The organism is Paenarthrobacter nitroguajacolicus, assembly GCF_031455195.1.
Classification (GTDB): domain Bacteria; phylum Actinomycetota; class Actinomycetes; order Actinomycetales; family Micrococcaceae; genus Arthrobacter; species Arthrobacter nitroguajacolicus_D.
This window is the reverse complement of record NZ_JAVDSH010000002.1, coordinates 1-26,745: the sequence shown is the minus strand read 5'-3', so window position 1 is coordinate 26,745 and position 26,745 is coordinate 1. Positions and strand designations below refer to the sequence as shown.

Sequence of the window (26,745 nt, the reverse complement as noted above, 5' to 3'; positions counted from 1 at the left end):
CTGACGGCTAGGCTGGCCGTATGCCTTCGCCCTGGACACTCCTCATGGCACTGCACGCCATCGCCGCAGGCAATATCAGCGCCCACCAACGCTTCATGACCGGGAGTTACTTTGGCCTTGTCGGAGCCTTCATCGGTGTCGTCGCCGTACCTGACAGGCGGCTCCCCCAAATGGCAATACACGACCTGCCAGGCCTCACTCTATGGACGGGAGCCCTCGCACTCACCGCCGGGCTGACCGTTGCCGGCCTGCTGCAGCTGCGCCAAAACGCCGGCGCCCGGGTCAGCATCCGGAAGTAGGGATACAGTGGCACGGTGAACTTCGCCGAAGCCGCCGACGGCACCAGCCTCGCCTGGACTTCAGAGGGCGACGGCGAACCGATGCTACTCATCGCCGGACAGGCAACGGCCATGGACGGTTGGGGCCCGACGGCGGAACTTCTGTCCCGCTTTTACCGCATCATCCGCTTCGATCACCGCGGGATCGGACAAAGTGGCCGGGGCGATGCGGGCCGGTACACCACCCGTCTACTTGCCCAGGACGCAGCAGCTGTCCTCGCGGCCGCCGACGCAGGTGCGGCACATGTCTACGGCCACTCGATGGGTGGGCGCATTGGCCAATGGCTGGCCATCGATCATCCGGAGCAGATCCGCACCTTGGTCCTTGCCGCAACCAGTGGGGGAAAATGGCCGGACGCAGAAACCCAACCAGGCAAGGCCGCCCTTGAAGCGCTGGTGAGCGGCGACGTGGCCCGGCTGGAACCGCTGTTCTTCGATGCCGACTGGGCCCAGCGCAATCCTGACGCGACGCATGCTTTCTTCAATTCCCCGGCTTCGGCGTGGGCCAAAGCCCGGCATTTCAGAGCGAGTCGGGAGCACGACGCCTGGAGTGAACTGAGCAACATCACGTCGCCTACTCTGATACTTCATGGCACTGATGACCGGCTCACGCCATTGCCCAATGCCCGGCTCCTCCGTCGGCACATTCCACGGTCGGTTCTGGTGAGGGTGCCCGGCGCTGGTCATGGGCTGCACTTGGACCACCCCGAAACCGTCGATTGGATCCGGCAGTTCATTGCCCGCACAACGTGAGCCCAGGTCTCTCTCGCTGTGCCGCTCATGCGCCCGTCAACTTCTTGCCGCCCTGACCCTTGTTATTGGACATCCGGTCCCACAAAGTGAAAGTCCAGCGTACCCCCGAGTGTCCCTACGTTGCCTCGGTCCGTCGTCCTCAGGGCCTTCTTCTCTGACTGCATGGTTCCCTCTAGGCAGCCGAGGAGGCTCCTGCCTTCTTGAAAGCACGTTGTCAACGTGCAGGCTCTGCATCTCAGACACGAAAAACCCCTCCGTTCCGGGCAATATCGCCGGAACGGAGGGGTTCGTGGAGCCCCCTGTCGGATTCGAACCGACGACCCCCGCTTTACAAGAGCGGTGCTCTGGCCAACTGAGCTAAGGAGGCGTAACAACACAACAGCGCCGCCGAAACAACGCTAGACAAGGTTAGCCCACACCCTCCCCAGCAACGAAATTAGAACACCCGCCGCAACCCTGGGAGGACCAAACAAACGGCGGCCGGCCCCCAACAAGGGTGACCGGCCGCCGTCGTAATTCCGCGAAGGCTTAGCCCTTGGCCGTGATGGCCGTCTGGATCTCAGCGTTCAGGTCGGTGGAGCCGTCCCACTGCTTGCCGTCGACGAAGACGGTAGGCGTGCCCGTAACGCCGATGGCCGCAGCTTCCTGCGTAGCAACCTTCACCCAGGGGCGGTACTGCTTGCTGTCGATGCAGGAGTCGATGTTGGCCGCCCCTACCTCGGTGGCCATGGCCTTCAGGTCCTTATCAGAGATGCCTGCGCTGCCTTCGGCCGGCTGGCGCTCAAAGAGGAGGTTGAAGAAGTCCGCGTACTTTTCCGGAGAAGTGTTCACCACGCAGGCAGCAGCGTTGGCCGCGCGCGAGGAGTAGTTGGTGGTGGACTGCTGGTCCAGGAAGCCGAGTGCACGGTATTCGAGGGAGATTTTTCCTTCGTTCCGGAGGTTGGTCAGCGACTCACCGTAGGTCGTCTCGAACCGCTTGCAGACCGGGCAAATGAAGTCGATGTAGGCAACCACCTTGACCGGCTTGCCGGCCTCGGCTTCGCCACCGGGAACGGCTACTGTAGCGGGCTTGCTGGCAAGGGGTGCCGGCACATCGGACACATTCACGGTGGCGGGTTCAGACTTCACAACATCGCTGTTGGCCAGCAGGGTGACGCCACCGTGCACGTTGCCGTTGGCCGGCGTGGGGCCGTTGTCGGCAATCGGCGCGTTGTTCTGGACGTTGCCAACAACCACGAACGCCACCACCGCGATGATGACAACAATGGCAACCACAATGCCCCAGCCGACCAGAAGCTTGTTCCGCTTCTCCTTCTTCAACTGCTCTTCGCGGATTGCGCGCGCTTTTTCCCGGGCCTGGGCGGTGCGCTCAGCCTTGGACAGGCGGGATTCGTTTGCGGGGCTCATCAGTTCCTCGGGTTACTCGACGTCGTAGTGAATAGCTAGGGCAACGGGGACAGTTTACGGGAGCGAACTTGGAGCTCTACCGCACACCATCCCGCCCGGTTGTTGAACGATCAACTGCCGGTGAAGATTCCGCTAGTAGGCTGGGAGTTGAGTCACAGCAACCCCAGGGAGCGTTAATGCAGGATCCGGCAAGCGAAAAACTCAGTACCGAACAAGCCCCCAAGGCTTCTCCAACCAAGAAGCCTACGGCCAGCACGTTCGATTTCATGGTGGTCTCCAACAGGTTGCCTGTGGACCGTTGCAGCAGCGACGGCAACGACGACGGCGGTGACGGCTGGCGCCGTTCGCCCGGCGGCCTGGTCACGGCGCTGGCCCCCATGATGACAAAGTCCGACGGCGCATGGGTGGGTTGGCATGGCGCTCCCGACGAGACCGTGCGGCCCTTCAGCCACGAAGGCATGGACCTGGTCCCGGTCCAGCTCAGCAGCCACGAAGTTGAACTGTATTACGAGGGCTTTTCCAACGCGACCATCTGGCCGCTTTACCATGACGTCATCGCCCCGCCGGAGTTCCACCGTACGTGGTGGGACTCGTACCGGACCGTCAACAAAAAGTTCGCCGACGCCGTCATACGGCACGCCGCGGACGGTGCCACTGTGTGGGTCCAGGACTACCAGCTCCAGCTGGTGCCGCGCCTGCTGCGCGAGGCCCGGCCGGACCTGAAGATCGGCTTCTTCAACCACATTCCGTTCCCACCGCCGGAGATCTTCGCGCAGCTTCCGTGGCGCCGCGAAATCATCGACGGCCTGCTGGGTGCAGACCTCCTGGGTTTCCAGCGTCCCAGCGATGCCGGCAACTTCATGCGCTCTGCACGCCGGTTCCTGGGCGCCAGCGTCAAACAGCAGCAGGTCCATGTGAAGGGTCCTGACGGCGAAGTCACGCACATCGCCCGGGCACAGGCCTTCCCCATCTCCATCGATGTGGACCAGATCCGGGAACTCGCCGCGAACCCGGACATCATTGAGCGGGCCAAGCAGATCCGCCGCGACCTTGGCGACCCAACTACCATCCTTTTGGGCGTCGACCGCTTGGATTACACCAAGGGAATCGGCCACCGGCTGAAGGCTTTCGAGGAACTCCTGCGCGAAGGCAGCATCAAGGTGGAGGACGCCACGCTGATCCAGGTTGCCAGCCCCAGCCGGGAGCGCGTTGAGCAGTACAGGCTGCTGCGCGAGGAAATCGAAGGCACCGTGGGACACATCAACGGCACGTACGACACCATCCAGAACACTGCTGTCCGCTACCTGCACCACAGTTATCCGGTGGAGGAGATGGTGGCCCTGTACCTCGCCGCGGACGTCATGCTGGTGACTGCACTGCGTGATGGCATGAACCTGGTGGCAAAGGAATACGTGACCGCCCGCCAGAATGACGACGGCGCCCTGGTCCTGAGTGAATTCGCCGGTGCAGCCGATCAGCTCAAGCAGGCTTTCCTGATCAACCCGCACGATATCGACGGGTTGAAGTCCGCCATCCTGCGCGCAGTCAACCTGCCACCCAAGGAAGCCCGCCGGCGCATGAAGCTGATGCGCAAGCAGATCCTGGACCACGACGTCGATCACTGGTCGGCTGAGTTCCTGGCTGCCTTGGAGGAGAAGGTGGTCCGCGATGACAGCTGAGAACCTGTCGCTGAAGCCTGAGTTGCTGGACGCCATCCGACGCATCGCGGACACCGAACATCTCCTGGTGGCCCTCGACTTCGACGGCACGCTCTCCCCCATCGTGGACCGCGCTGAAGACGCCCGCCCACTCCCGCGGTCCGCCGCAGCTTTGGCGGAACTCGCCGAACTTCCGCGCACGACGACGGCACTCATTTCGGGCAGGGCACTGGACAGTTTGCGGCGGGTCGCCTCACCTCCGGCCACCACGCTGCTGGTGGGGAGCCACGGGGCTGAAGTTTGGCTCGGCGAGGGCTCGCAAGGTTTGGAGCTGGACGATGATCAGCGCGCCACGTTGGCTTCCGTCCGGGAGGTCCTGGGCGAGATCGTGGACGTCGCTCCGGGCACGGTGCTCGAAGACAAGCCCGCCGGTGTCGTCCTTCACACGCGGATGGCCGACGACGACGTAGCGGAAGACGCTGTGGAAGCTGCTACCCGCGTGCTGGGTGAGCGTCCCGGCGTGTATCTGAAGACGGGCAAGCGGGTGCTGGAAACATCGGTAGTCCACGCTTCGAAGGGTGAGGCCGTGGAGTTCCTCCGGCAGGCAACCGGCGCGACGGCCATCCTGTTCGCCGGGGATGACGTGACCGACGAGGATGCCCTGGGCCGGCTGATGGGGGACGACGTAGGCATTAAGGTCGGTCTCGATTTCACCCAGGCGCAGTACCGCGTGGAAGCTCCTGTCCACGTGGCGGAGCTGTTGGAGGCCCTCCTGAGGGAGCGTCGCCGGGTGGTCGCCGCAGCCTAGCCGGTGACCAACCACACATGTGACCTCTGTAACATTTAGGTCATTCATCCAAAAGTCTGACATACTCTTGGATGTGATGTGACGCACAGTACCGTGCGACGTCACACGATCCTCCCCGGCCATTGGCCGGGGAGTTCAACTGAAGAAAATGAACCATTCACAACGGATCGTCCGGCACGTACCTGCCGGTGAAGGGATTGATAACTGTGGCTACAGTTACTTTTGATAACGCTACGCGTCTGTACCCGGGCACAGATAAGCCCGCCGTCGATAAGCTCAACATCGACATCGCCGATGGCGAATTCCTGGTCCTCGTTGGACCCTCCGGTTGCGGTAAGTCCACCTCGCTGCGCATGCTCGCAGGTCTCGAGGACGTCAACGCAGGCCGCATCCTCATCGGCGACCGCGACGTCACCGACGTTCCGCCGAAGGACCGCGACATCGCAATGGTCTTCCAGAACTACGCCCTGTACCCGCACATGACCGTTGCGGACAACATGGGCTTCGCCCTGAAGATCGCCGGCGTTTCCAAGGAAGAGCGCGCAGAGCGTGTCCGCGAAGCCGCCAAGCTCCTTGACCTTGAGCAGTACCTGGACCGCAAGCCGAAGGCTCTCTCCGGTGGTCAGCGCCAGCGTGTTGCCATGGGTCGCGCAATCGTCCGTAACCCCCAGGTCTTCCTCATGGATGAGCCGCTCTCCAACCTTGACGCCAAGCTCCGCGTCCAGACCCGTACGCAGATCGCGTCCCTGACCCGCCGCCTCGGCGTCACCACGGTTTACGTGACGCACGACCAAGTTGAGGCCATGACCATGGGTGACCGCGTCGCCGTCCTGAAGGATGGCCTGCTGCAGCAGGTTGACACCCCGCGCAACCTCTACGACCGCCCGCAGAACGTCTTCGTTGCAGGCTTCATCGGCTCCCCGGCCATGAACCTCCTTGAACTCCCCGTGGTTGATGGTGGCGTCCAGTTCGGTGGAACGGTTTACCCCGTGCCGCGCGACGTCCTCCAGGAAGCTCACGGCCAGACGGTCACCGTCGGTTCCCGTCCGGAAGACCTCGAGACCGTCGGCAACGGCGAAGGCCTGCAGGTTGAGGTCGACGTCGTCGAAGAACTCGGCGCCGACGCCTACGTCTACGGCCACACCATCCTTGATGGCAAGAGCCACGACATCGTTGCCCGCGTCGATGGTCGTCGCCCCCCGATGAAGGGAGAGTCCATCTTCGTTCGTCCGCAGTCCGGCCACGTGCACCTGTTCGACACTAAGACGGGCCTCCGCCTGGGCGACTAGCCCGACGCTGACGCGTCTGTACGTTCCGCATTTTGATAGCGGCCCGACCCTCCCGGTCGGGCCGCTCTCGCGTTAACCTTTCTCCCAGAAAGAACGGCATGAACACGACAGATACCCTGATCCCCCGCCCCTCGCACGTCGAACTCCTGGACAGCCCTGCCTTCACGCTCGCCCCCAACGCCCGGATTGTGGCCAGTGATACTGCCGTGCCCGTCGCTGAACAGCTTGCCTCACTGCTCCGCCGCGGCACCGGTTTCGAGCTGCCCATAGCGGAGGACACACTCCCTGGTGACATCCTGCTTGAGCTGGTGGAAATGTTCGACGGCGGCCCGGAAGCGTACTCCCTCGCAGTCACCGAAGATGCCATCCGGCTTACGGCCTCCACCGACGCCGGCCTGTTCAATGGGGTGCAGACACTGCGCCAGCTTTTCCCCGCATCCATCGAGGGAACCCCGCCGAGCGCCGATGGCACCTGGGTGATTCCCGCCGTCGATATCGCTGACGCGCCGCGTTTCGCCTACCGTGGCCTCATGCTGGACGTTGCCCGCAACTTCTTCACTGTGGAGGAGGTGAAGGAGCAGATCGACGTGATGACGCAGTTCAAGCTGAACGCACTGCACCTGCACCTTACTGACGACCAGGCGTGGCGCATCGAAATCCGCACCCCGGATGAAAATCCGTCAGGTCTTGACTATGCCAACCTCACCGCAACTGGTGGTCAGGGCGCCGTCGAGGTCCCCACGGCCGTGCCTGCGCGCGGCAACTCCGGCTTCTACACCCAGCAGGATTTCAGGGACATCCAGGCGTACGCCGCCAGCAAGAATGTGCTGGTGGTGCCGGAGATCGACCTTCCCGGGCACGTCAACGCCGCCCTCGCAGCCATCCCGCAACTCAGCCCGGATGGCCAGGCCAAACCCATGAGCACCACGGCCGAGGTTGGCTGGTCAACCTTGAGCGCGGACCTGCCAACCACGTACGAGTTCGCCCGCGAGGTCCTCGGACAGCTCGCCGACATCACGGTAGGCCCCTACCTGCACATCGGCGGGGACGAAGCCCACGTCACAGCACACGACGACTACGTCACCATGGTTCAGCAGTTCGTCCGGATAGCCGCCGCGACGGGTAAGGCCGTGGTGGGCTGGAATGAGTTCGCCGCCGTCGAACTTCCGGAAGGCGCCGTAATCCAGTATTGGTACGGCAATGTGGAGACCACCGTGCGACAGGCCGAAAACAGCGGAGCGCCTGTCATCATGTCCCCCGCCGCTAACACCTACCTGGACCAGAAATATGATCCGGGCAGCCCCGTCGGCCTGTCATGGGTGGAGGGCGGCCCGTTCACTTGGTCCGAGTATTACAACTGGGACCCCGCCCAGGGTGGCCTGCTGGACCAGCAGATCCTCGGCGTCGAGGGCCCCCTCTGGTCAGAGACCGTGCGGAACAACAAGCAGGCCCAATGGCTCCTGTACCCGCGGGCCGTTTCACTGGCGGAAGTGGCTTGGTCCGGTCAGGAGGTCCGCAACGCCGGTGACTTCCGACGTCGGCTGGGCGCCTTGGGTGAGCGACTCACGCGGCAGGGCGTCGTCTTCCAGGAAGCGCCCGACGTCGAATGGTCGGCGAAGCCGGAATACCCCTTTCCAGGCACGATAGCCGCCAGCGACGCCGAGTACGGAACAATTGAGGCATGAGCGAGCAAAACGAAGCCCAGTGGCACGACGAACCGACCGACTACGGGCAGATCGGCAAGCTCCCCCGCACTGAAGCCGCAAGCGCGCAGGACACCGCACCTCCTGCCAGCGTCATCGGTTCACTGAACATCACCGCAGCCGCAGCGGATCCCGAGCTGCTGGACCTGCCGTGGCACATTGCTTTGGAGGATTGGCCGACCGAGAACCTGGCCGCACTCCCCCGCGGCATCTCCCGGCACATCGTGCGCTTCGCCCATTTGGGCGGCTCAGTGATTGCCATCAAGGAAACCTCCGAGCACGTGGCTCGCCACGAGTACCACATGCTCCGGAAGCTCGCACGGCTGGACGTTCCTTGCGTGGAGCCTGTGGCGGTCATCACCGGGCGCACCACTGCTGACGGCCGTCCGCTGAACCCTGTGCTGGTCACCCGGCACCTGAAGTTTTCCATGCCGTACCGTGCGTTGTTCTCCCAGATGCTCCGCAAGGATACGCTGACCCGTTTGATCGATGCCCAGGCGCTGCTGCTGGTGCGCCTGCACCTTGTGGGCTTCTATTGGGGCGACGTGTCGCTCTCCAACACCCTGTTCCGCCGTGATGCCGGCGCGTTCGCCGCTTACCTGGTGGACGCGGAAACGGGCGAACTCTACCCGGACCTTTCCATGGGCCAGCGTGAATACGACCTTGAGATCGCCCGCGTGAACATCGCTGGTGAACTGATGGACCTGCTGGACGGCGGACTCATCGAGGAGAAGGTTGACCCCGTAGCCACCAGCGAGCTGATCATGGACAGCTACCGCCGGCTCTGGACTGAGCTGACGGAGAAGGAGTCCTTTGAGCTTGGCGAACGGTGGCGTGTGGCCGCCCGCATCCGCCGCCTCAACGAGCTGGGCTTCGACGTGGAGGAATACGCCATCAAGACCACCGCGGACGGCTCCACCATCCAGCTCCAGCCCAAAGTCGTCGACGCCGGGCACCACCAGCGGCGGTTGCTTCGCCTCACGGGCCTGGACGCCCAGGAGAACCAGGCCCGCAGGCTCTTGAACGACATGGACCAGTTCCGGGCCGACAACAACCCCGACCTCGATGAGGAAATCAGCGCGCATATTTGGGTGAGCCAGATCTTCGAGCCGATCGTGCGGTCCATTCCGCGGCACCTGGCCGGAAAGCTGGAGCCGGCGGAAGTTGTCCACGAGGTCCTGGAACACCGTTGGTACATGAGCCAGAAGCAGGACAGGTACGTACCGTTGGCCGAGACCGTGCAGTCCTACCTGGACACTGTGCTGCAGCACCGCCGCGACGAGGCAGCCATCATGCTGAACCCGGACACTGAGTTGCTGAAGATCCTTGAAGTCGAGGTGGAGGAATCCGGCCGCTACGACGACGAGGACGAAGACGAGTACCCGGACGCCGACGACTAAGAATCGTCAAAACGGCCTCGACGCCGGCACTCAGGCGAGTGCCGGCGTCGAACTCTATAACTTAAGGTTCCAGGGTTTCGGCGAGCCCTGACAGGACAGGTTCGCGGCCCAGTTCGATGTGCGAGTACGCCAGGGAGTACGCCAGGTCCGGCCGGCCTTTCAAGATGGCGTTGCAGAGCTCGGTGTGCTCGTCGCGTTGGAGTTCATTGCTTCGGTTGTGCGCCAGCCCGAAGATCCAACGCATCCTGCCGAACAACGGCTTCACGGACTCGATCAGCAGCCGGTTTCCGGACAGGCGGACGATTTCGGCGTGGAGTTCTGCGCTGATTACAGCGACGTCCTCGGTCCGGTCCTCGTCAATGGCCGCTGTGGAGGCCTGCATGAGCTCCTCTAAGCGTCCGCCGTCGGCACCCTCCGCCACCCGCGTGGCAGCCATCCTGGCAGCGAACGTTTCCAGGCAGAGCCGGATGTCGAAGAGCTCATTGACGTCGGTGAGCGTCAGTTGCCGGACCACAGCGCCGCGGCGCGGGAAGGTCTGGACAAAACCGTCCTGTTCCAGGCGTTGGATGGCTTCACGCACGGGAATGCGGGAGACGTTGTACACCTCGGACAGTTCGCGTTCGCGCAAACGCATGCCCTGGGCGTACGTGCCTGTGACTATGCCTTCGAGCACCAGTTGGTAAACGTTCTCGGCGCGGGCCTCATCGTCACGGCCCGTTCCGGTTTCCGGCATCGCCTCAGCCACTGTCAAACCTTCCTTCACACCCTTGTACGCTTCATGTGCCGGACGGCGCCGGTCAGCGTTCCAACCGAGCATACACGGGAGGAAACAGCTCATTGGCCGGGCGGTTCCGGGCGTCCCGAACGCTGTAGGCCTGGCGCATCCTGCCGAACAATTCCTGGCCCTTCAGGCGCCAATAGTCCAGGTCCACCCCCTCGATCACGCCGTCAGCCATGATGGTTCGGCCAGCCACCACGGACAGCACGGCTTGGCGGGCTGTGCCGTTCAGGACAAGCGTACGGAGAGGGTCGTCGTGGACGCCGTCACGGATATCCCCCAAAGAGAAGGCCACCAAGTCCGCTTGCGCGCCGGGCTCCAACCGTCCCAGGTCGGGTCGGCGGAGGGCACGGGCACCGCCGAGTGTGGCTGCATCGAAGTATCCCGCGACATCGCCGGCGTCGTTGGTTCCGGCGAGGATTTTGGCGAGCTGCACCCCGGCGTCGATTCCGCGGATCAGGTCCGGTGGGAAGGAATCGGTGCCCAGCGAAATGTTGATGCCCGCTTTCTTGTAGGCATTGAAGGAGTCCAGCGTGCTGCCATAGCGCATGGACGTCAGCGGGCAATGGATGATGCTTGCGCCGCTGTCCGCCAGCCTGGCCAGATCGCCACGATCCTCACCATGCACCGCAGAATTCCTGTCCGTGTAGGTGGCGTGCGGAATCAGCAGCCGTTCGCCCAGCAGGCCCACCTGGTCAAGGAGCTCCAGCGGCGTCACCCCATGCCAGTCCAGGATGAGTTCACGCTCCACGAGTCCTTGCAAGGAGTGGAGGCGCACCAGGACACCCCTTTCTGCGGAGGCCGCCGCCGTTTCCTTCAGCAACCCGACGTCCAGCGTTTCGATCCGGCACGGCAGCAGGACAGCATTCACCAGCGGATCGTTGAGTTTCGTCGCGTGGTCAATGAAGCGCAAAGCATCCGCAAAGCCCTCACGGCCACGCTCGACGTCGAACATCACCGAACGTTCGCCGCTTCCCAGGACGACGTTCACGCCCGAGCGGTAGGCAGGACCCAGGAAGCCGCGCAGGCCCAGGCGTCGACTGGTGTCGGCCATTCCCACCAGCTCATCGAAGGGCTCGGCCCATTCGGAGTGCACTTCGGAAGCGATGGGCATGTAGGTGGTGATGCCGTGCAGGATTAGCTGGATCAGCGCGTACTCGCGGATTTGCTGACGCTCTTCGGCGGTGAAGACGTCCGCGCGGCGGTTCCGGAAGTAGTCCTCCGACCACTGGTGTCCTTTGGCTTGTTCCGGTCCGGCCCAGCTGTCCAGGATGAGGTGGTCGATGTCCGTGAGCGCGTCGAGGTCGATCAGGCCGGGCATCAGCAGCGCGTCACCAAGCCGGCGCTCTTCATCCACGGGCCCGGTGTAGTCATAACCAACGTACTCAATGGTGGAGCCCTCATACACAACGCAGGCGTCCTCAAGGAGTACGTGGTGTCCGTTGTGATGGCCCAGCACGTAGCGGGCGGTGACCTTGGTTGGCACGGGCAACTCCTTGTTGTTCCTGTCTGGCGCTGACTCTGCGCAAGAACTTCTCTGGTATTCCAAACAGTACATTATTTGTGATTTACATCGCATGGATCCTGATCTAGTCTATTTTGGTATACAAGAACTCCGGAGCGCGCTCCTCGGATCATGAATCGAGCAGAACCGTTGACCCAGTTACAGTCCATCGAACCGAATACCGGCAGCCCACCGCTTCCGCCGGCAACGACGCCGGAGTCCAAGGCACCTGCCGAGGCGCGCTCACTGCTCGCCACCGCGTGGATGCGAATCCGCCGCAGCAAGATCGCGCTCCTCAGCCTGTGCGTGGTGGTAGCCATCATGTTGTTCGCCATCCTGGCTCCCGTATTGAGCGCCATGTCGGGAAACGACCCCTTTACGTCGAACACCAGCCCGGAGGTGCTGGACGACTTCCAAACACCCGGGCTGCCGCTCCCGGGCTACATGTATCCCTCAGCCCAGCACTGGTTGGGCGTGGAGCCTGGCTTGGGCCGCGACCTCTTCGCCAGGCTTGCCCACGGCGGCCAGGTCTCCCTCACCATCGCTTTGCTGTCCACCGCTGTTTCCGTAGTCCTCGGAACAGTTCTGGGCGCGGCTGCCGGCTACTTTGGCGGCAAAACGGACGCGATCATCAGCCGCATCATGGACCTGTTCCTCGCGTTTCCGCATCTCCTCCTGGTGCTGTCGCTGACCCCTATCCTGCAGTCACGGCTCCGGGATACCCCGCTGGGCGAAGGTAGCTTCCTGCCCATGGCCTCACTGGTGATCATCCTTGGCTTCTTCGGCTGGGCCTACCTCGCCCGCATTGTCCGGGGCCAGGTACTGAGCCTCCGCGAGCGCGAATTCGTGGAAGCCGCCAGGTCCTTCGGGGCCTCGCACCTGAGCGTCCTGTTCCGGCAGATCATCCCCAACGTCATGGGAGTGGTGCTGGTGTACGCCACCATGCTGATCCCCACCAACATCTCCGCCGAAGCAGCTCTGTCCTTCCTCGGCGTCGGCGTCAAGGACCCCACACCGTCGTGGGGCCAGATGCTGAACGCCGCCCAATCGGGCAACTGGTACCTCAGCGATCCATGGTTCCTGGCCGTTCCCGGCGTCATGCTCATCGTCACTGTCCTGGCGTTCAACCTCCTGGGCGACGCCGTAAGGGACGCCCTGGACCCCAAAGCTTCCCGCCACTAAATCCCCGCATTCATCCCCGCATCACCACCCCCTCAAGGAGCATCATGAAAACCCCTGCAAGAGCCTTGGCACTTTCCGTGCTGATCGCCGTAGCCGCCACCGGTTGTGGCGCCGGACAGAACCAGCCCGCCAACTCCAACCCGGCCCAGTCAGTCACGGAACTTGCCCCGGTCGTGGTCAAGTCCGGCTTCAGCGGCAAGGGCGGAAACATCAATGTGCTGATGTCCTCCGATTTCCAGACCCTTGATCCTGGCAACAGCAACTACGTCCAGACGGCCAACGTCGGCCAGCTGTACTACCGGACGCTGACCATGGCCAAAGAAACGGCGGGCCAGCCGCCCACCGTGGTCCCGGACCTCGCTACGGACACCGGCAAGGTCTCCGACGATGGCCTCAGCTGGACGTTCACCCTCAAAGAAGGCGTGAAATTCGAGGACGGCACGCCCATCACCTCCGCCGACATCAAATACGGCGTGGAGCGCACCTTCGCGCAGGACGTCTTCACCCAGGCGCCGCAGGAGTTGAATGCAGCACTCGACGCCGGCGGGTACAAGGGGCCGTACAAGGATCCTTCCGCTGTACTCAAGGCCGTTGAAACACCCGACGAACGCACCGTGGTCTTCCACCTGAAGAAGCCGTTCGCGGAGTTCCCGGCGCTGGCTTCCCGTTCCAACACGGCCCCGGTTCCGAAGGCCAAGGACACCAAGCTGGACTACACCAACCACCCCGTGTCCTCCGGGCCGTACATGGTGGAGTCCTACAACCGCGGCAAGTCCCTGAAACTGGTCCGCAACCCGCACTGGGATCCTGCCACGGACCCCAACCGCTCGGCGCTCCCGGACACCTTCAGCTTCTCGCTTTCGACGTCCCAGGCCACCATCAGCCAGCAGTTGCTTGCCGACTCGGACCCCAACGCCATCACGCTCGACTCCAATGGCGCACTGCAGACTTCAGACTCCGCCAAGCTCGCAGACGCCAAAGTGAAGGACCGCGTGGCCTCCGGGCTGCTGGGCTGCAACGATGTGCTGAGCCTGAATACCCAAAAGATCAAGGACCCGGATGTCCGCAAGGCGATCGCACTGGCTTTGGACCGGCAGTCCATCCTGGTTCAGTACGGTGGCCGCCGCTTCGGGGAGCTCACCCAGAGTCCGCTGAACGCGAAGATGCGCGGATACGTGGAAACTGAGCTGGAGCTCGACCCCACCGGCAAGCCGAAGCTCGAGGAAGCCAAGAAACTCCTGGAAGGCAAGGACTATCCCAAGACCCTCACCTACGGTTACGCCAACAACCGCGATGCTTTCAAGAACACCGGCACCGTTGTCCAGCAGAACCTCAAGGCCCTGGGAATCGACGTGGAACTCGTGCCGATTCCAGCACCGAACTATTACTCGGTCCTGGCCAGCGAGCAGCTTCCGGACATGGGACGCTCCGGCTGGTGCGGCGGTGCCGACCCCGCATCGGTCCGCACCTCCGCTGACCCCCTGCTTGGGCCGAACAATGATGGCACCAGCTATGGCTTCTCCAACACTTCCCGGTACTTCGACCCTGTAGTGTCCAAGGCCATGTTCGAACTGCGCAACACGGACGGAACCTCGGAGGAACTTGGTAAGAAGTGGTCCGAGGCGTTCGGCTCGGCTTTGAAGACCTACCCGATCGTCCCGCTCATCCGCAGCCACACCAACAGCGTGGTCGGTTCCAACGTCCGCAACGCCCAAGTGGGTTACTTCTTCGGCGGCATCGACCTCTCGATCGTCGGCGTCGAGCAATAAACCGGCTTCGTCCAGAAGGAGAAGCGGGCCGCCTGCACCAGCGGGCGGCCCGCAACCACCACCATGATGACTTTCATTCTTCGCCGGACCGGATCGCTGGTAATGCTTCTCGCCGCGGTCAGTTTCATCACCTTCACGCTCTTCCAGCTGGGCCCATCCGATCCTGCCGCTGCTGCCTGCGGCCAGGAATGCACGCCCGAGCGCGTAGCCGAGGCACGGGTTGCCTTGGGCATGGACCAACCGTTCTTTGTGCAGTACTTCGACTACGTCCGGGGCCTGTTCTCGTCACGGATGATCGGCGCCCCCGGGGCCCAGACGCTGTGCGAGTGGCCGTGCTTGGGCAAGTCCTTCCAAACCAATGAGAACGTAGCCGACATCATTGCCCGGTCCCTCCCCTACACGTTCTCCATGGCCATCGGCGCCCTGATCCTGTGGACCATCACCGGCGTCGGGCTCGGCCTCCTGGCGGCCCTGCGCAAGGGTTCCCCGGTAGACAAGTTCATAGTGGGCGCAGCTTCTGTGGGCGTTTCCCTGCCCATCCCGGTCACCGGCCTGTTCCTGCTGCTCCTGTTCGTCAACCAACTGCACCTGTTGCCGTTCACCACCAACGAGATCAACAGCCCGTTCGGTCCCCACGGTCCCGGGGCCTGGGTGGCCAACTACCTGCTGCCTTGGATCGCGCTGGCCGTCCTCTTCAGTGCTTCCTATATCCGTGTTACCCGGACCAACATGATTGAGACGTTCGGCGAGGACTTCATTCGGACCGCCCGCGCCAAAGGCCTGGCGCCCCGCACCGTGACTTTCAAGCATGGTGTGCGTGCGGGCATCACGCCTGTGGTCACCATGCTGGGCATGGACATCGGCCTGCTGCTCGGTGGGGCCGTCCTCACCGAACAGATCTTCTCCGTCCCCGGCCTCGGCTTCACGGCAGTGCATGCTGCCATTTCCGGGGACCTCCCGGTCACCATGGCCATCACCATGCTCGCCGCGTTCTTCGTCATCGTCGCCAACGTCGCGGTGGACCTTGCCTATGCCGCCATCGATCCCCGAGTGAGGCTCCAATGACCCAGTTGAGTACAGCAACGGCAACAGCGAGCGCCGCGGCCGGCACCCCCTTCCTTGAGGTCCGCGGCCTCACCGTGAAGTTCCCTACGGACGACGGCGTTGTCTCCGCAGTGAACGGCATGGACTTCGCACTGGACCGGGGCCAGACCCTGGGCATCGTGGGCGAATCCGGATCCGGAAAATCCGTTACCAGCCAAGCGCTCATGGGCCTGCTCAAAGGCACGTCCGCGCAGGTCACCGGGCAGGCCATGTTCCAAGGCAAGGACCTGGTCAAGCTCCCCGAATCCGCCATGCGACAGTTGCGTGGCCGCAATATAGGAATGATCTTCCAGGATCCCCTCTCTGCACTGCACCCGTTCTATACCGTGGGACACCAGATTGCCGAGGCGTACTTGGTCCACAACAAGGCGAGCAAAAAGCAGGCCCGGGCGGCCGCCGTCGACATGCTGGGAAGGGTGGGCATCCCCAGCCCGGAGCAACGCTATGACGAGTACCCGCACCACTTCTCGGGCGGCATGCGGCAGCGGGCCATGATCGCGATGGCGTTGATCTGCGAACCCGAACTGTTGATCGCGGACGAGCCCACCACCGCACTGGACGTGACGGTTCAGGCGCAGATCCTGGACCTTATGTCCGAACTCCAGGAAGAAACCAACTCGGCGCTCATCCTCATCACCCACGATCTCGGAGTGGTTGCGGAGGTCTGCGACAACGTGCTGGTCATGTACGGGGGCCAATGCGTCGAGTCGGGGCCAGTGGACGGGATCTTCTACGACACCCGGCACCCCTACACGCTGGGGCTGCTCAACTCGATGCCCACCCTGAACGGCGCGGAAAGCCGGCTGAACCCCATACCGGGCCAGCCGCCGTCGCTCCTTGACCTGCCCAAGGGCTGCATCTTCAGTGCGCGATGCCAGTACGCCGAGCTCGCCGGCGACGGCGTCTGCGCCAGCCAGCGTCCCGAACTGCGGGTCGAGGACGGGCACGGCAAACGCTGCCACTTGAGCGGCCCGCAGATCATCACCATCCGGAATTCGCGTTAGGACCCGTCATGGAACATCAGCCAATTCTGCAGGTGGAGAACCTGCAAAAGCACTTCCCGCTGAAGCGTGGCCTCCTTCCCGGCTCCGCCAAGGGCTCAGTCAAAGCCGTCGACGGCGTGTCGTTCAGTCTGGCCCGGGGCCAGACTTTGGGGCTCGTGGGCGAGTCCGGGTGCGGTAAGTCGACCACCGGAAGGATGGTGGCGCGGCTACTGGACCCGAGCGGCGGACGGATCGTCGTGGACGGCGAAGACATCAGTGAACTGCGCGGAAAGGGCCTGTACAACTTCCGGCGGAAGGTCCAAATGATCTTCCAGGACCCGTTCGCCTCGTTGAATCCCCGCCAAACCGTAGGCACGGCGATCGCGGCGCCCATGGTGGCGCAAAAGATCAACCCGCCAGGTGGCCTCAAGAACAGGGTCAAGGAACTCCTGGACCAAGTGGGGCTGAAACCGGAGCACTACAACCGGTTCCCCCATGAGTTCTCCGGCGGGCAACGGCAACGTGTCGGTATTGCCCGGGCTATCTCCCTGAACCCGTCGGTGATCGTTTGCGACGAACCCGTCTCCGCCCTGGACGTTTCCGTGCAGGCGCAGGTAGTGAATCTCCTGCAACAGATCCAGCGCGACACCGGTGTTTCCTACATCTTCATCGCCCACGATCTCTCAGTGGTCCGGCACATTTCCCATGACGTTGCAGTGATGTACCTGGGCAAGATCGTGGAGCAGGGACCCCGCGACGCCTTGTTCAGCAACCCCCTGCACCCGTACACCAAGGCACTGTTGTCAGCGGTGCCGTTACCGGACCCGCGCGCCGCCCGGGAACAGGTAAAAATCAGGCTTCGCGGCGACCTTCCTTCCCCGGCCAATCCACCCAGTGGTTGCGTCTTCCGCACCCGTTGCCCACTGATCGGCACGCTTCCGGAGGAACAACGCCAGCGCTGCATGAACCAGATTCCCACACCGGCCACCCCAGACGCGCCCGCCTGCCACCACACGGGTATGGCCGCAACCGTGTTGGCCGGTGTGCAATAGATTCACTACCAAAGGAGCAAACATTGAACACCCTGATCCGCGCCGTTCGCCCGTGGGGGCATGAGCTCAGCGACGTCAGCATTGTTTCGGGCGAAACAGGCGGCAACATCACCGCCGTCGAACCTCATGACCCTGCCCGTGCAGTTCCGGAAGGCGTCACCGTGGTGGAAGGCCGTGGACGGCTACTCCTCCCGTCCTTCTCCGATGTCCATGTGCACCTCGATTCGACCCGAATCGGCTTGCCATTCCGCGAGCACACCGGTGGTCCGGGCGTGTGGACCATGATGATGAATGATCGCCTGAACTGGCGCAACGCCGAGGTCCCCCTGCAGGAACGCGTCAACGACACCTTGGGCCGGATGATCGCCCGCGGCACCACCCGGGTGCGCTCGTACGCGCAGGTGGATGTGGACTGCAGGCTGGAACGCTTCGAGGCGGTGGCTGCTGCCAAGGAGAAGTTTGCGGGTCACGCAGCCGTGGACATCATCGCTTTCCCCCAGGCCGGGTTGTTGTTGGAAGAAGGCACAGTGGAACTCATGGAGGAGGCGCTGAAGGCCGGCGCCAACGTCATGGGCGGCATCGATCCCTGCACCTTGGACCGGGATCCGGCGAAGCACCTGGACATCGTGTTCGGCCTGGCCGAGAAATACCAGGTTCCCATCGATATCCACCTCCACGAGCCGGGCGAGCTGGGTGTCTTCAGCACCGATCTGGTGCTAGAGCGCACCCGGGCGCTGGGCATGCAAGGCAAAGTAACCATGTCCCACGCCTATCAACTGGGCAGCGTCAACGAGGCCACTACACGCAGGCTCATTGACGCGTTCGCGGAGCTGGACGTTTCCTTGGCCTCGGTCGCTCCCTCCGCTGCGGGACAATTGCCCATCCCGCTCCTCACCGAGGCCGGTGTCCGTTTGGGCCTTGGCGAAGACGGCCAACGTGATTACTGGTCCCCCTACGGCAACACGGACATGCTGGACCGTACATGGCAGCTCGCGTTCACGCACGGTTTCCGCAAGGACGAGCTAATCGAGCACTGCCTGGCCATCGCCACGATCGGTGGCGCGAGCATCCTTGACCCCAGCGCTACCCGGCTCAAGGATACGGCCCACCGACCCGGCGTCGAAGTCGGCGATCCCGCCGACCTGCTCCTGGTGGACGGCGAAACGGTGGCCTCCACGGTGATGGACCGAGGCAAGGACCGTACCGTGATCCATGCAGGCCGGGTTGTGGCTGACCAGCTGGAACTCCTCTAGCCGCTACGAAACCCGCCCTGGTTCGATGCTCCTCGCCGTTGAGCGTGTGGAGTGCCGAACCAGGGCGGGTTTCTTTGCTAGCGGCTATTCGCTTCGTGCAGTTGGTGCGTCATCCAAAGGCGTCCACCACGTCACAGCTGGCGTGACCGTGAAGCGACGACCCGTGACCTGGCCGGGAGTGATCCGGATGAACTGGTCCTTCTGGCCGGCTTCCCACGGAAACAGCAGGAGCCCGATCGTATCCAGCACGTCCTGGGTCAGGTTCACCGCGGACGCCTGGCCCTTGACCACTACGCTCCACGCCACGCCGGTTTCGGAGTTCACCCCATCAGCCTCAATGGCCACCGGGGTGTCGCTGAGAGCCGCATGGAGCTTGGTTCCTTCGCCGGTTCTGAAGACCATGGTTCCGTGGTCCACTTTGTAGTTCACGGGGAAGATGTCGGGGTGATCGTCCACCCAAACAGCAAGCCTGCCCACTGAAACGCCGCGAAGGAGCTCCCAACATTCGTTGGTTTCAAGGACTTCCGTAGCGGGTGTGGCTGGCTGATTCGTCCCTGATGGTGAGTTCGTCATATCGCCGAGGATACGCCGCAGAGTACCCACCCAAAAGGCCTCCGCCTACCTCCGGAGCGGCCGTCCGCGGAGTCGCGTGGTTCCACCGGGCTCCGAGGCGCATCAGCGAACCGGTGATGGCTTCGCCTGGGTTTGCAGGGACACCTCGGCCGGTTCGACACTCACCAAGGGCCCACGAATGGCAAGGAAGCCTGCCCCGGCCAGCACAACGGCCTCGGCCGCGAGCACCCAGAACGTTACTTCCCACCCGCCCGTCATGGTGTGAAGCAACCCGGCGCCCAAGGGACCGAGCGAAGCGAGCGCAAAGCCGAACCCCTGGCTCATGGCCGAGAGTCGCCCGGCTGACTGCGGCCCCGCTGAGCGGATCACCACCAGTGCCATTGCCAGGCCAAAACCTGCGCTTTGGACAAACCCGAGTATGCCGACCATGAGGAACTGGAGCTCAACTGGTGCCACAAGCACCCCCACGAGCGCGAGGGCTACGGACATTCCGAGTCCGGGAGCCATGATGCGGAGTATCCGGGGACGGGCGGCCAAAACGGGAGCAAGGAGGCTGGCCGGCAACCCAGCGAGGCTGAACCATGCCAGTAGGGCCGCAGCGTCCGAAGGCAAAAGTCCCCGGGATACCAGGTACACAGCCAGCCATGACGTGATGGCGAAGTAGAGCATGGCCTGCAACCCGAAGAACGCCGTGACGGCCCATGCCGTGCGCTGCTTCCTGAGTGGACTGGCTGTACCAGGCACCTGGCCGGCTGTTCCGGCCGCGGCGGGTACCGGCGTCGTGCGTCCTCCGGAGCGGTGGATCAGGAAGGCTCCCAGCAGGGCCGGTACGGCCCAGACGGCAAGTGCTGACGGCAGGTTTCCGCCGAAGGCCCGCTCCAGTGGCTGGACCAGGCCAGCCCCGAGCGCGGCGCCCAGTCCGAATCCCATGGTGCAAAGACCCGTCCACCAGCCTGTTCCCCGATTGGCTTTGACGATCTGGGGAACCAGCACGCTGGCGGTCATGATGGCCATGCCAGCCAGGAAAGTGCCCGGGAGCAGGAGTGCGGGCACTGTCGCACGGACGATCAATGCTGCAGCCAACACCATGAGCGCCACCGCGACGGCCCGCCCCGTCCCCAGTCGTCGAGCGAGCCGCGGTCCGATAGGTCCCGAAATCCCGAAGGCCAACACCGGCAACGTCCCCAGTAGCGGGAGCAGCGCAGGATCGAGCCCGAACACTCCAGGCACCTGGTTCATCACCCCGGCGACCGTAGTAATGGCCGGCCGAAGATTAATGGACACCATCACGAGCGCGAGCAACATCAGACCCGCCATCGTCCTCGGACCCAGCCCCGCCCCACCCCGCCGCTTCTCACGCACGCAATTCTCCTCATAACATCTTTGGTATACCAAACAAGAGTATGGGCAGAACCGACGAATGTAAATGCGGTAAATGATGTGACCAGAGGATGAGAAGCACCAGCTTTGGAATACCAGAGCGGGGCGGATGGCCTTCGGGCCCGGCCCACCCAGATGTCGGACCTAGCCGGCCCTTAGATAGCCTTCCCTGGGTTCAGAATCCCCTGCGGATCGAACAGCTCCTTGATCCGCCGCTGCAGTTCACGCACGGGCTCAGGCTGCTCCAGTCCCAGCCAGCGCAGCTTGTACTGCCCTACGCCGTGCTCACCGGTGATGGTCCCGCCCATCTCGAGCCCAACACGAATGGACTCGTCCAAGGCTGCGTTGAGGCGTTGCAGGGCGTCGGCGTCCGTGGCCGGGTCTACCCGGTCCATCCAGAAGGTGGGGTGCAGGTTGCCGTCGCCGGCGTGGGCCACCACCTTGAGCCGGACCTTGAACCGCTCGGCCATCGCTTCGAGGGCGGCTACGAAGTCCACCAGCCGCGAGCGGGGGACGGCGATGTCTTCGCCTACCCGGAATTCGTCGTCCACTTCCACGCCGCGGCTGTTGCGTCGCAGTTCCACCAGCATTTCGGCTTCGGCGCTGGCTTCGGTGGTAACAGTGGCGCCGCCGTCGGCGAGGACCTGCCGTACGACGTCGGCTTCCGCAGCTGCACCGAAACCGTCAGTCTGGATAAGCAGCAGGGACTTGCCGCGTTTTTGGAGGTCTCCGCCGTGCAGTTCGTCCAGTTGCACCAGCGTGCCGTTGTCCAGGAGTTCCATGATGGCCGGCTGGACCCGCGCCCGTCCTACAGCGAGGACGCCCGCGGCGGCACTGCGGAAGTCCTGGTAGAACGCGGCGATAGTGTGGATTTCGCGCGGCAGGTATTTCAGGCGCACTGTCACACCCACTACGATGCCCAGTGTTCCTTCGGAGCCTACCAGCAGCGCGGTCAGGTCGTAGCCCGCGACGCCCTTGAAGGTTTGGTGGCCGGTGTGCAGCAGGGAGCCGTCAGCCATGACGACGTCCAGCGCCAACACGGAATCACGCGTTACACCGTATTTGGCGCAGCGCAGTCCCCCGGCATTCGTGGCTACGTTGCCACCGATGGTGGACATTTTGTAGCTGGCGGGGTCCGGCGCGTACATCAGTCCGTGTTCGGCCGCCGCCGCGTTCAGGTCGGCATTGATGACACCGGGTTCGACGACGGCGGTCTCGTCTTCGGGGTTGAGGTCCAGGATGCGGTTCATCCGTTCGAGGCTCAGGACGATGCACCCTTTAGTGGCGTGCGCACCGCCGGAGACGCCCGTTCCGGCGCCGCGGGCGACGATGGGAACCTGATGTGCGGCGCAGGCGCGGACGACGTGTTGCACGTCCGCCACGGATTCTGCCCAGACGACGGTGAGGGGCAGGTGTCGTTCCAGCATGGGGCCTTGGTCGGCGGAGTACGTGCTGAGGGTTTCATCATCCTGGGCCAGGTTGCCGGCGCTCAGGCCTGCTGCGAGATCCCGCAGGAATGCCTGCTGCGCTTCTGATGGCTGGGCTGCTTCCCCCTGGCCGAGTGTGCGTTTCTGTGATGTACCGGCCATAGCCATTTCGTCCGACAAGGTGTTCCCTCCACACGAGCACCGCGGACACGCCAACCCGGCAGTCTTCGCAGTGTTTTCTGTGCTCATAGTCTAGCCAGCGCGGCCCGGGATGGTTTTTGGCACAGTCATGCTAATTCCCATGACGACCCCTCCGGCCGCTATGCAAGCGTTTCCAGATAAAGTTCCGTATCGATTCCCCAGTAGAGCCCCTCCCGTACACAAACCCGCGCTGGTGGGTTCATAAAAGTGGAAGCGCTTTCAATATGCGGGACCGTCTCCTACGATGTGTCCATGTCCGTTGATTCATTGCTCTCAGTTGAGGCCTACGAGCCCACTGCTGCGTTCACGCAGCTAACGCCAGTCCATGACGCCTCCAACGCACACGGGTGGTGGCGTTCAGCAGTCATCTACCAGATCTATCCGAGATCCTTCCGTGACCTCAACGGTGACGGCGTGGGAGACCTGGCCGGCATCACGGCCGAACTCGGGCAGCTTGCCAGTTTGGGCGTGGACGCCGTGTGGCTGTCGCCGTTCTACCGCTCGCCCCAGAGGGACGCCGGTTACGACGTAAGCGACTACTGCGACGTCGATCCGTTGTTTGGCACCCTGGCGGACTTCGACGCCCTGATCGCCGAGGCCAACAGGCTGAACCTGCGCGTCATTGCGGACCTGGTTCCCAACCACTGCTCTGACCAGCACGTCGCATTCCAGGCGGCGCTCCATGCGGACCCTCATAGCCCCGAGCGCAACATGTTCATCTTCAGGGACGGCCAAGGACCTGACGGCAATGAGCCGCCCAACAACTGGCAGTCGCACTTTGGCGGCTCTGCCTGGACGCGCATCATCGAGGCGGACGGACGGCCGGGACAGTGGTTCCTGCATCTTTTCGATTCCTCTCAGCCGGACTTCAACTGGGACAATCCGGCGGTCCACGCTGAATTTGAACGCGTGCTCCGCTTCTGGCTGGACCGCGGTATCTCCGGCTTCCGCGTGGATGTTGCCCACGCGCTGGTTAAAGCGGCAGGCCTGCCCAACTGGGGTGGCCGCGCTGACGGCAACAGCTCGGACGGCTTCCCCGGCCAGGATGCTCCCATGTTCGGCCAGCCCGCCCTGCACGACATCTACCGGCGCTGGCGTTCCATCCTGGAAGAATACGGACCGGACCGCATCCTCTGCGCCGAAGCCAACGTGGACCCGCTCCCGCGGCTGGCGCAGTGGGTTCGCCCCGACGAAATGCACCAGGCGTTCAACTTCCCCTACCTGCATGCCGGCCTGGACGTGTACCGCCTCCGCCACACCATCACAGATTCCCTGGTATCGCTCGATGCTGTTGGGGCCCCGAGTACTTGGGTGCTCTCCAACCACGATGTCGTCCGGCACGTTTCCCGCTTCGGCTACGACGGACCTGGCCCCCGCGATGGCGACGGCATAGGGCCAGACGACCTACACCCCAACGAGGAACTCGGACGACGGCGGGCTGCCGCGGCCACCATGTTCATGCTCGGGCTTCCGGGCGGCGCCTACCTCTACCAGGGTGAGGAACTGGGCCTCCCCGATTCCACGAACATCCCCGCCGCCCTGCGGCAGGACCCTACGTTCAGCCGGACAGGCGGGGCGCGCATCGGCCGGGACGGCTGCCGCGTGCCGCTGCCGTGGCGGTCCGAGGACGCCAACGCCGGTTTCGGGGACGGCAGGGACCCTTGGCTGCCCCAACCCGAGTCCTGGCCCGCACTGGCGAGGGACAAGCAAGAGTCCGATCCGGCGTCGCACCTTAACCTCTACCGGGCGATGCTGGCCGAAAGGGCCGCCCTCCGGCTCGGTGAAGGATCCCTGGCATGGGTGGAGGACTACTGCAGCGGCTCGTCGCTCGCGTACCTCAACGGAAATATCCTGGTGGTCATGAATACGGGAGACCATCCCATGCCTCTGCCCCCTGGAGAGCTGATCCTTCGCAGCTCTGCCGCAGTGGGCGCTGAACCACAGGCTGCTGATCAAATAAGCTCGGGTGAGACAATCTGGCTTAAAGCCAGCTAACTTTTCTTCGAGGAGCGGGATGACCGGTATCAAGGACGTTGCCGAACGTGCAGGTTTGTCCGTAGCAACGGTCTCCCGCGCCCTGAGCGGCAAAGGCAGCGTATCCCCGGCCAGCCGCGAACGTGCCCGGACCGCCGCATCCGAGCTTGGGTTCGTTCTGTCCTATCACGCATCCAGCTTGGCATCCGGCCGGACCCACAACGTTGGCCTGGTGGTGCCCTCTGTCCACCGCTGGTTCTTTTCAGCGGTGGTGGAGGGCGCCTCAGCGGCACTGTTGGAAGCGGGCTACGACCTCACGCTCTATAACATCGGGGAGAACGCAGCCCATCGCCAGAGCGTCTTCAGCGATTTCCTCCTGCGCAAGCGTGTGGATGCGGTCATAGCGGTCTCCTTGGAACTCAGCGAAAGCGAGCTCCAACAACTCCACGCAGTGCACCGCCCGATCGTGGGCATCGGCGGGCCATTGCCGGGGGCCTCCACCATCAGGATCGACGACACGGCGATTGCACGGCAGGCCACCAACCACCTCATCGGCCTGGGACACACCAAGATCGCCCACATCACCGGTCATGAGGCCTACGACCAAGACTTCCACCTGCCGGGAACCCGCCGCAGTGGTTTCGAAAAGGCAATGAACGACGCCGGATGTCCCGTCAGGCCCGAGTGGATCGTTTCTGCGGATTTCACCATTGAAGGCGCCTATGCCGCCGCACGGCAGTTGCTCGCCGGCGAGGAGCGGCCAACCGCCGTCTTCGCAGCATCGGATGAAATGGCGATCGGCACCATCCTGGCCGCCCGCGACTTCGGGTTGCGCGTCCCGGACGACATCTCCGTCATGGGCATCGATGGACACGATCTTGGCACCGTCCTGGGTCTGACCACCATCGACCAGGACGCCAAGGGCCAGGGGGCGTTGGCAGTCCACACCCTCCTTGGGGCGATCACCAACGGCACGGCCCTGGAAGCCGCCGACACGCAGCACCCCACCAGACTTGTGGTGCGCACCAGCACCGCCGTTCCACCGGCGGACGCCGGCTAGTCCGCCGTCCCTCCTGCTACAGCAGCCGTTCCATCACCAGCTCCAGCTTGGACGGGTCCTGCGGATAGGGCCGGCTCGCCCCGGTAGCCCGGAATCCATGGCGGCTGTAGAAGGCTTGGGCGCGCGCATTGTCCTCATGGACGCCGAGCTCAAGACAATCGGCGGCCAGGGACTCACCGGCGACCCTGCACGCCTCGTTCAGGAGTTCATCGGCCAACCCCAACCCGCGGTGTTCAGGCGCCACGTAGACGCTAATGAGCATCGCCCTCAGCGCAGCTCCCGGCTCCTGCGGATGTTTCAGCACAACCCTCATCAGACCGGTAAGCCGGGGGTCACCACCGCCACCATCCGCAACCAACGTGACGCTACCCTCCCCGCACATTGCGGCCGCCCGTTCCTGCCATTGGGCATCCGTCTGCCGGCGCGCCGCGTCCAGGCTCTCAAGGTAAGCCATCGGAGTGTCAGCGAGCATCTCCATCCGGACGTTCTTCAGCAACAACCAATCATCGGCCTGGAGTTGCCGGACCCTAGGCAACGGCTCCGCCCATGAATCTCACATAGCGCTGGAGCACGCGAGGCCAACCCTCAACGTAGGAAGCCCGAGATGCCGAAGGATCCTCGGCGCCTTCCCAACCGTCGTGGACCAGACGGACCTCCGTGCCGTCGTCAACGGCACGGAACGCAACACGGATCTCCGTGGACCACAGGGGTGTGCTCGCCGGGTACCAGCTCGCATGGAAGGACAATGGAGGCTGCCAGTCATCAATGGTGCCCCATACAGAGGTGCGGCCGTCCTCGGCGGTCTCCAGGATCAGGTTCTCCTCGAACTCCACATGCGAACCGACACCAAATACGCTTTCTTCCTCCATGGGCCACCACAGGTGGGGATGGTCGGTAAAGCCTTGGAAGGCATGCGATACGTTCGATGGAACCACCACAGTCACCACCAGGGGTTCCAGCTCGTTGCTGGACTGCTCGGATGGCTCGGGTTCGGACACTGGGTGGCTGAAGAGGTTTTCCATGACCACCCACTCTACCGGCGGCCGGAGAGACATGTGTGGGTTTAAATGGGTGGAGCCCCGACCGTCGTGGTCGGGGCTCCCCTGTTAATGTGTGTCCGGCGGTGTCCTACTCTCCCACACCCTCCCG

At 63.6% G+C, this 26,745-nt stretch carries 23 protein-coding genes and 1 tRNA gene; 15 read left to right on the top strand and 9 right to left on the bottom strand.

All coding sequences use genetic code 11. From position 1 onward, the window contains the following. Positions 1 to 20 precede the first annotated feature (20 nt). Both J2Y68_RS03875 and J2Y68_RS03870 read left to right on the top strand, forming a co-directional pair. Positions 21 to 299, top strand: coding sequence for a DUF2306 domain-containing protein (locus J2Y68_RS03875; protein ID WP_309989984.1), 279 nt, complete (start codon positions 21 to 23; stop codon positions 297 to 299). Between the two features lie 15 nt (positions 300 to 314). Next, a complete protein-coding gene (locus tag J2Y68_RS03870; protein ID WP_309989982.1) occupies positions 315 to 1,091 on the top strand; it encodes an alpha/beta fold hydrolase in 777 nt (258 codons plus the stop codon). Positions 1,092 to 1,381: 290 nt separating this feature from the next. On the opposite strand, the gene J2Y68_RS03865 is transcribed toward J2Y68_RS03870, so the two are convergent. Both J2Y68_RS03865 and J2Y68_RS03860 read right to left on the bottom strand, forming a co-directional pair. Beyond that, positions 1,382 to 1,458, bottom strand: a tRNA-Thr gene (locus J2Y68_RS03865). Between the two features lie 161 nt (positions 1,459 to 1,619). Further along, complete coding sequence (locus J2Y68_RS03860) at positions 1,620 to 2,498, bottom strand: DsbA family protein (RefSeq protein WP_309989979.1); 879 nt, start codon at positions 2,496 to 2,498, stop codon at positions 1,620 to 1,622. Positions 2,499 to 2,674: 176 nt separating this feature from the next. Between J2Y68_RS03860 and J2Y68_RS03855 the strand changes: the two genes are divergently transcribed. The 5 genes from J2Y68_RS03855 to J2Y68_RS03835 all read left to right on the top strand — a co-directional run bounded on the left by J2Y68_RS03855 (position 2,675) and on the right by J2Y68_RS03835 (position 9,356). Beyond that, on the top strand, positions 2,675 to 4,177 hold the full coding sequence (locus tag J2Y68_RS03855; RefSeq protein WP_309989977.1) for an alpha,alpha-trehalose-phosphate synthase (UDP-forming): 1,503 nt from the start codon (positions 2,675 to 2,677) through the stop codon (positions 4,175 to 4,177). Further along, a complete protein-coding gene (gene otsB, locus J2Y68_RS03850) occupies positions 4,167 to 4,964 on the top strand; it encodes a trehalose-phosphatase (RefSeq protein ID WP_309989974.1) in 798 nt (265 codons plus the stop codon). The genes J2Y68_RS03855 and otsB overlap by 11 nt, the downstream gene beginning before the upstream one ends. Before the next feature lie 206 nt (positions 4,965 to 5,170). Beyond that, a complete protein-coding gene (locus J2Y68_RS03845; protein WP_142936539.1) occupies positions 5,171 to 6,253 on the top strand; it encodes an ABC transporter ATP-binding protein in 1,083 nt (360 codons plus the stop codon). Positions 6,254 to 6,351: 98 nt separating this feature from the next. After that, entirely contained in the window at positions 6,352 to 7,938 is a 1,587-nt protein-coding gene (locus tag J2Y68_RS03840; protein WP_309989971.1) for a beta-N-acetylhexosaminidase, read from the top strand. Next, entirely contained in the window at positions 7,935 to 9,356 is a 1,422-nt protein-coding gene (locus J2Y68_RS03835) for a DUF4032 domain-containing protein (RefSeq protein WP_309989969.1), read from the top strand. The genes J2Y68_RS03840 and J2Y68_RS03835 overlap by 4 nt, the downstream gene beginning before the upstream one ends. A gap of 61 nt (positions 9,357 to 9,417) precedes the next feature. On the opposite strand, the gene J2Y68_RS03830 is transcribed toward J2Y68_RS03835, so the two are convergent. Both J2Y68_RS03830 and J2Y68_RS03825 read right to left on the bottom strand, forming a co-directional pair. Next, complete coding sequence (locus tag J2Y68_RS03830; protein ID WP_309989968.1) at positions 9,418 to 10,101, bottom strand: GntR family transcriptional regulator; 684 nt, start codon at positions 10,099 to 10,101, stop codon at positions 9,418 to 9,420. A gap of 52 nt (positions 10,102 to 10,153) precedes the next feature. Next, positions 10,154 to 11,620 (bottom strand): chlorohydrolase family protein, encoded by a 1,467-nt coding sequence (locus J2Y68_RS03825; protein WP_309989966.1) that lies wholly within the window; start codon positions 11,618 to 11,620, stop codon positions 10,154 to 10,156. 150 nt (positions 11,621 to 11,770) lie between these two features. Here J2Y68_RS03825 and J2Y68_RS03820 point away from each other — a divergent pair, with 150 nt between their 5' ends. The 6 genes from J2Y68_RS03820 (at position 11,771) to J2Y68_RS03795 (ending at position 18,981) form a co-directional block, all read left to right on the top strand. After that, positions 11,771 to 12,820, top strand: coding sequence for an ABC transporter permease (locus J2Y68_RS03820; protein WP_249183973.1), 1,050 nt, complete (start codon positions 11,771 to 11,773; stop codon positions 12,818 to 12,820). Positions 12,821 to 12,864: 44 nt separating this feature from the next. Beyond that, positions 12,865 to 14,589, top strand: a complete 1,725-nt coding sequence (locus J2Y68_RS03815; RefSeq protein WP_309989962.1) for an ABC transporter substrate-binding protein — start codon at positions 12,865 to 12,867, stop codon at positions 14,587 to 14,589. Between the two features lie 63 nt (positions 14,590 to 14,652). Further along, positions 14,653 to 15,654 (top strand): ABC transporter permease, encoded by a 1,002-nt coding sequence (locus tag J2Y68_RS03810; protein ID WP_309989959.1) that lies wholly within the window; start codon positions 14,653 to 14,655, stop codon positions 15,652 to 15,654. After that, complete coding sequence (locus J2Y68_RS03805) at positions 15,651 to 16,697, top strand: ABC transporter ATP-binding protein (RefSeq protein WP_309989956.1); 1,047 nt, start codon at positions 15,651 to 15,653, stop codon at positions 16,695 to 16,697. Before J2Y68_RS03810 ends, J2Y68_RS03805 begins: the two co-directional genes overlap by 4 nt. 8 nt (positions 16,698 to 16,705) lie before the next feature. Beyond that, the gene (locus J2Y68_RS03800; RefSeq protein WP_309989952.1) at positions 16,706 to 17,728 is read left to right on the top strand and encodes an ABC transporter ATP-binding protein; all 1,023 of its coding nucleotides are present in this window, start codon (positions 16,706 to 16,708) and stop codon (positions 17,726 to 17,728) included. Positions 17,729 to 17,751: 23 nt separating this feature from the next. After that, on the top strand, positions 17,752 to 18,981 hold the full coding sequence (locus J2Y68_RS03795; RefSeq protein WP_309989949.1) for an amidohydrolase family protein: 1,230 nt from the start codon (positions 17,752 to 17,754) through the stop codon (positions 18,979 to 18,981). Positions 18,982 to 19,065: 84 nt separating this feature from the next. Here J2Y68_RS03795 and J2Y68_RS03790 read toward each other — a convergent pair whose 3' ends face one another. The 3 genes from J2Y68_RS03790 to J2Y68_RS03780 all read right to left on the bottom strand — a co-directional run bounded on the left by J2Y68_RS03790 (position 19,066) and on the right by J2Y68_RS03780 (position 22,523). Beyond that, on the bottom strand, positions 19,066 to 19,554 hold the full coding sequence (locus tag J2Y68_RS03790) for a pyridoxamine 5'-phosphate oxidase family protein (protein WP_309989946.1): 489 nt from the start codon (positions 19,552 to 19,554) through the stop codon (positions 19,066 to 19,068). 102 nt (positions 19,555 to 19,656) lie between these two features. After that, positions 19,657 to 20,859, bottom strand: coding sequence for an MFS transporter (locus J2Y68_RS03785; RefSeq protein WP_309989943.1), 1,203 nt, complete (start codon positions 20,857 to 20,859; stop codon positions 19,657 to 19,659). Positions 20,860 to 21,089: 230 nt separating this feature from the next. After that, complete coding sequence (locus J2Y68_RS03780) at positions 21,090 to 22,523, bottom strand: FAD-binding oxidoreductase (RefSeq protein WP_309989940.1); 1,434 nt, start codon at positions 22,521 to 22,523, stop codon at positions 21,090 to 21,092. A gap of 291 nt (positions 22,524 to 22,814) precedes the next feature. Here J2Y68_RS03780 and J2Y68_RS03775 point away from each other — a divergent pair, with 291 nt between their 5' ends. Continuing rightward, positions 22,815 to 24,557: a glycoside hydrolase family 13 protein gene (locus tag J2Y68_RS03775; protein ID WP_309989938.1), complete on the top strand. Its 1,743-nt coding sequence runs from the start codon at positions 22,815 to 22,817 to the stop codon at positions 24,555 to 24,557. Between the two features lie 19 nt (positions 24,558 to 24,576). Further along, positions 24,577 to 25,596: a LacI family DNA-binding transcriptional regulator gene (locus J2Y68_RS03770; RefSeq protein ID WP_309989935.1), complete on the top strand. Its 1,020-nt coding sequence runs from the start codon at positions 24,577 to 24,579 to the stop codon at positions 25,594 to 25,596. A 16-nt stretch (positions 25,597 to 25,612) separates the two neighbouring features. On the opposite strand, the gene J2Y68_RS03765 is transcribed toward J2Y68_RS03770, so the two are convergent. Further along, the gene (locus J2Y68_RS03765; RefSeq protein WP_309989932.1) at positions 25,613 to 26,092 is read right to left on the bottom strand and encodes a GNAT family N-acetyltransferase; all 480 of its coding nucleotides are present in this window, start codon (positions 26,090 to 26,092) and stop codon (positions 25,613 to 25,615) included. A gap of 31 nt (positions 26,093 to 26,123) precedes the next feature. Then, complete coding sequence (locus J2Y68_RS03760) at positions 26,124 to 26,618, bottom strand: SRPBCC domain-containing protein (protein WP_309989929.1); 495 nt, start codon at positions 26,616 to 26,618, stop codon at positions 26,124 to 26,126. Positions 26,619 to 26,745 lie beyond the last annotated feature (127 nt).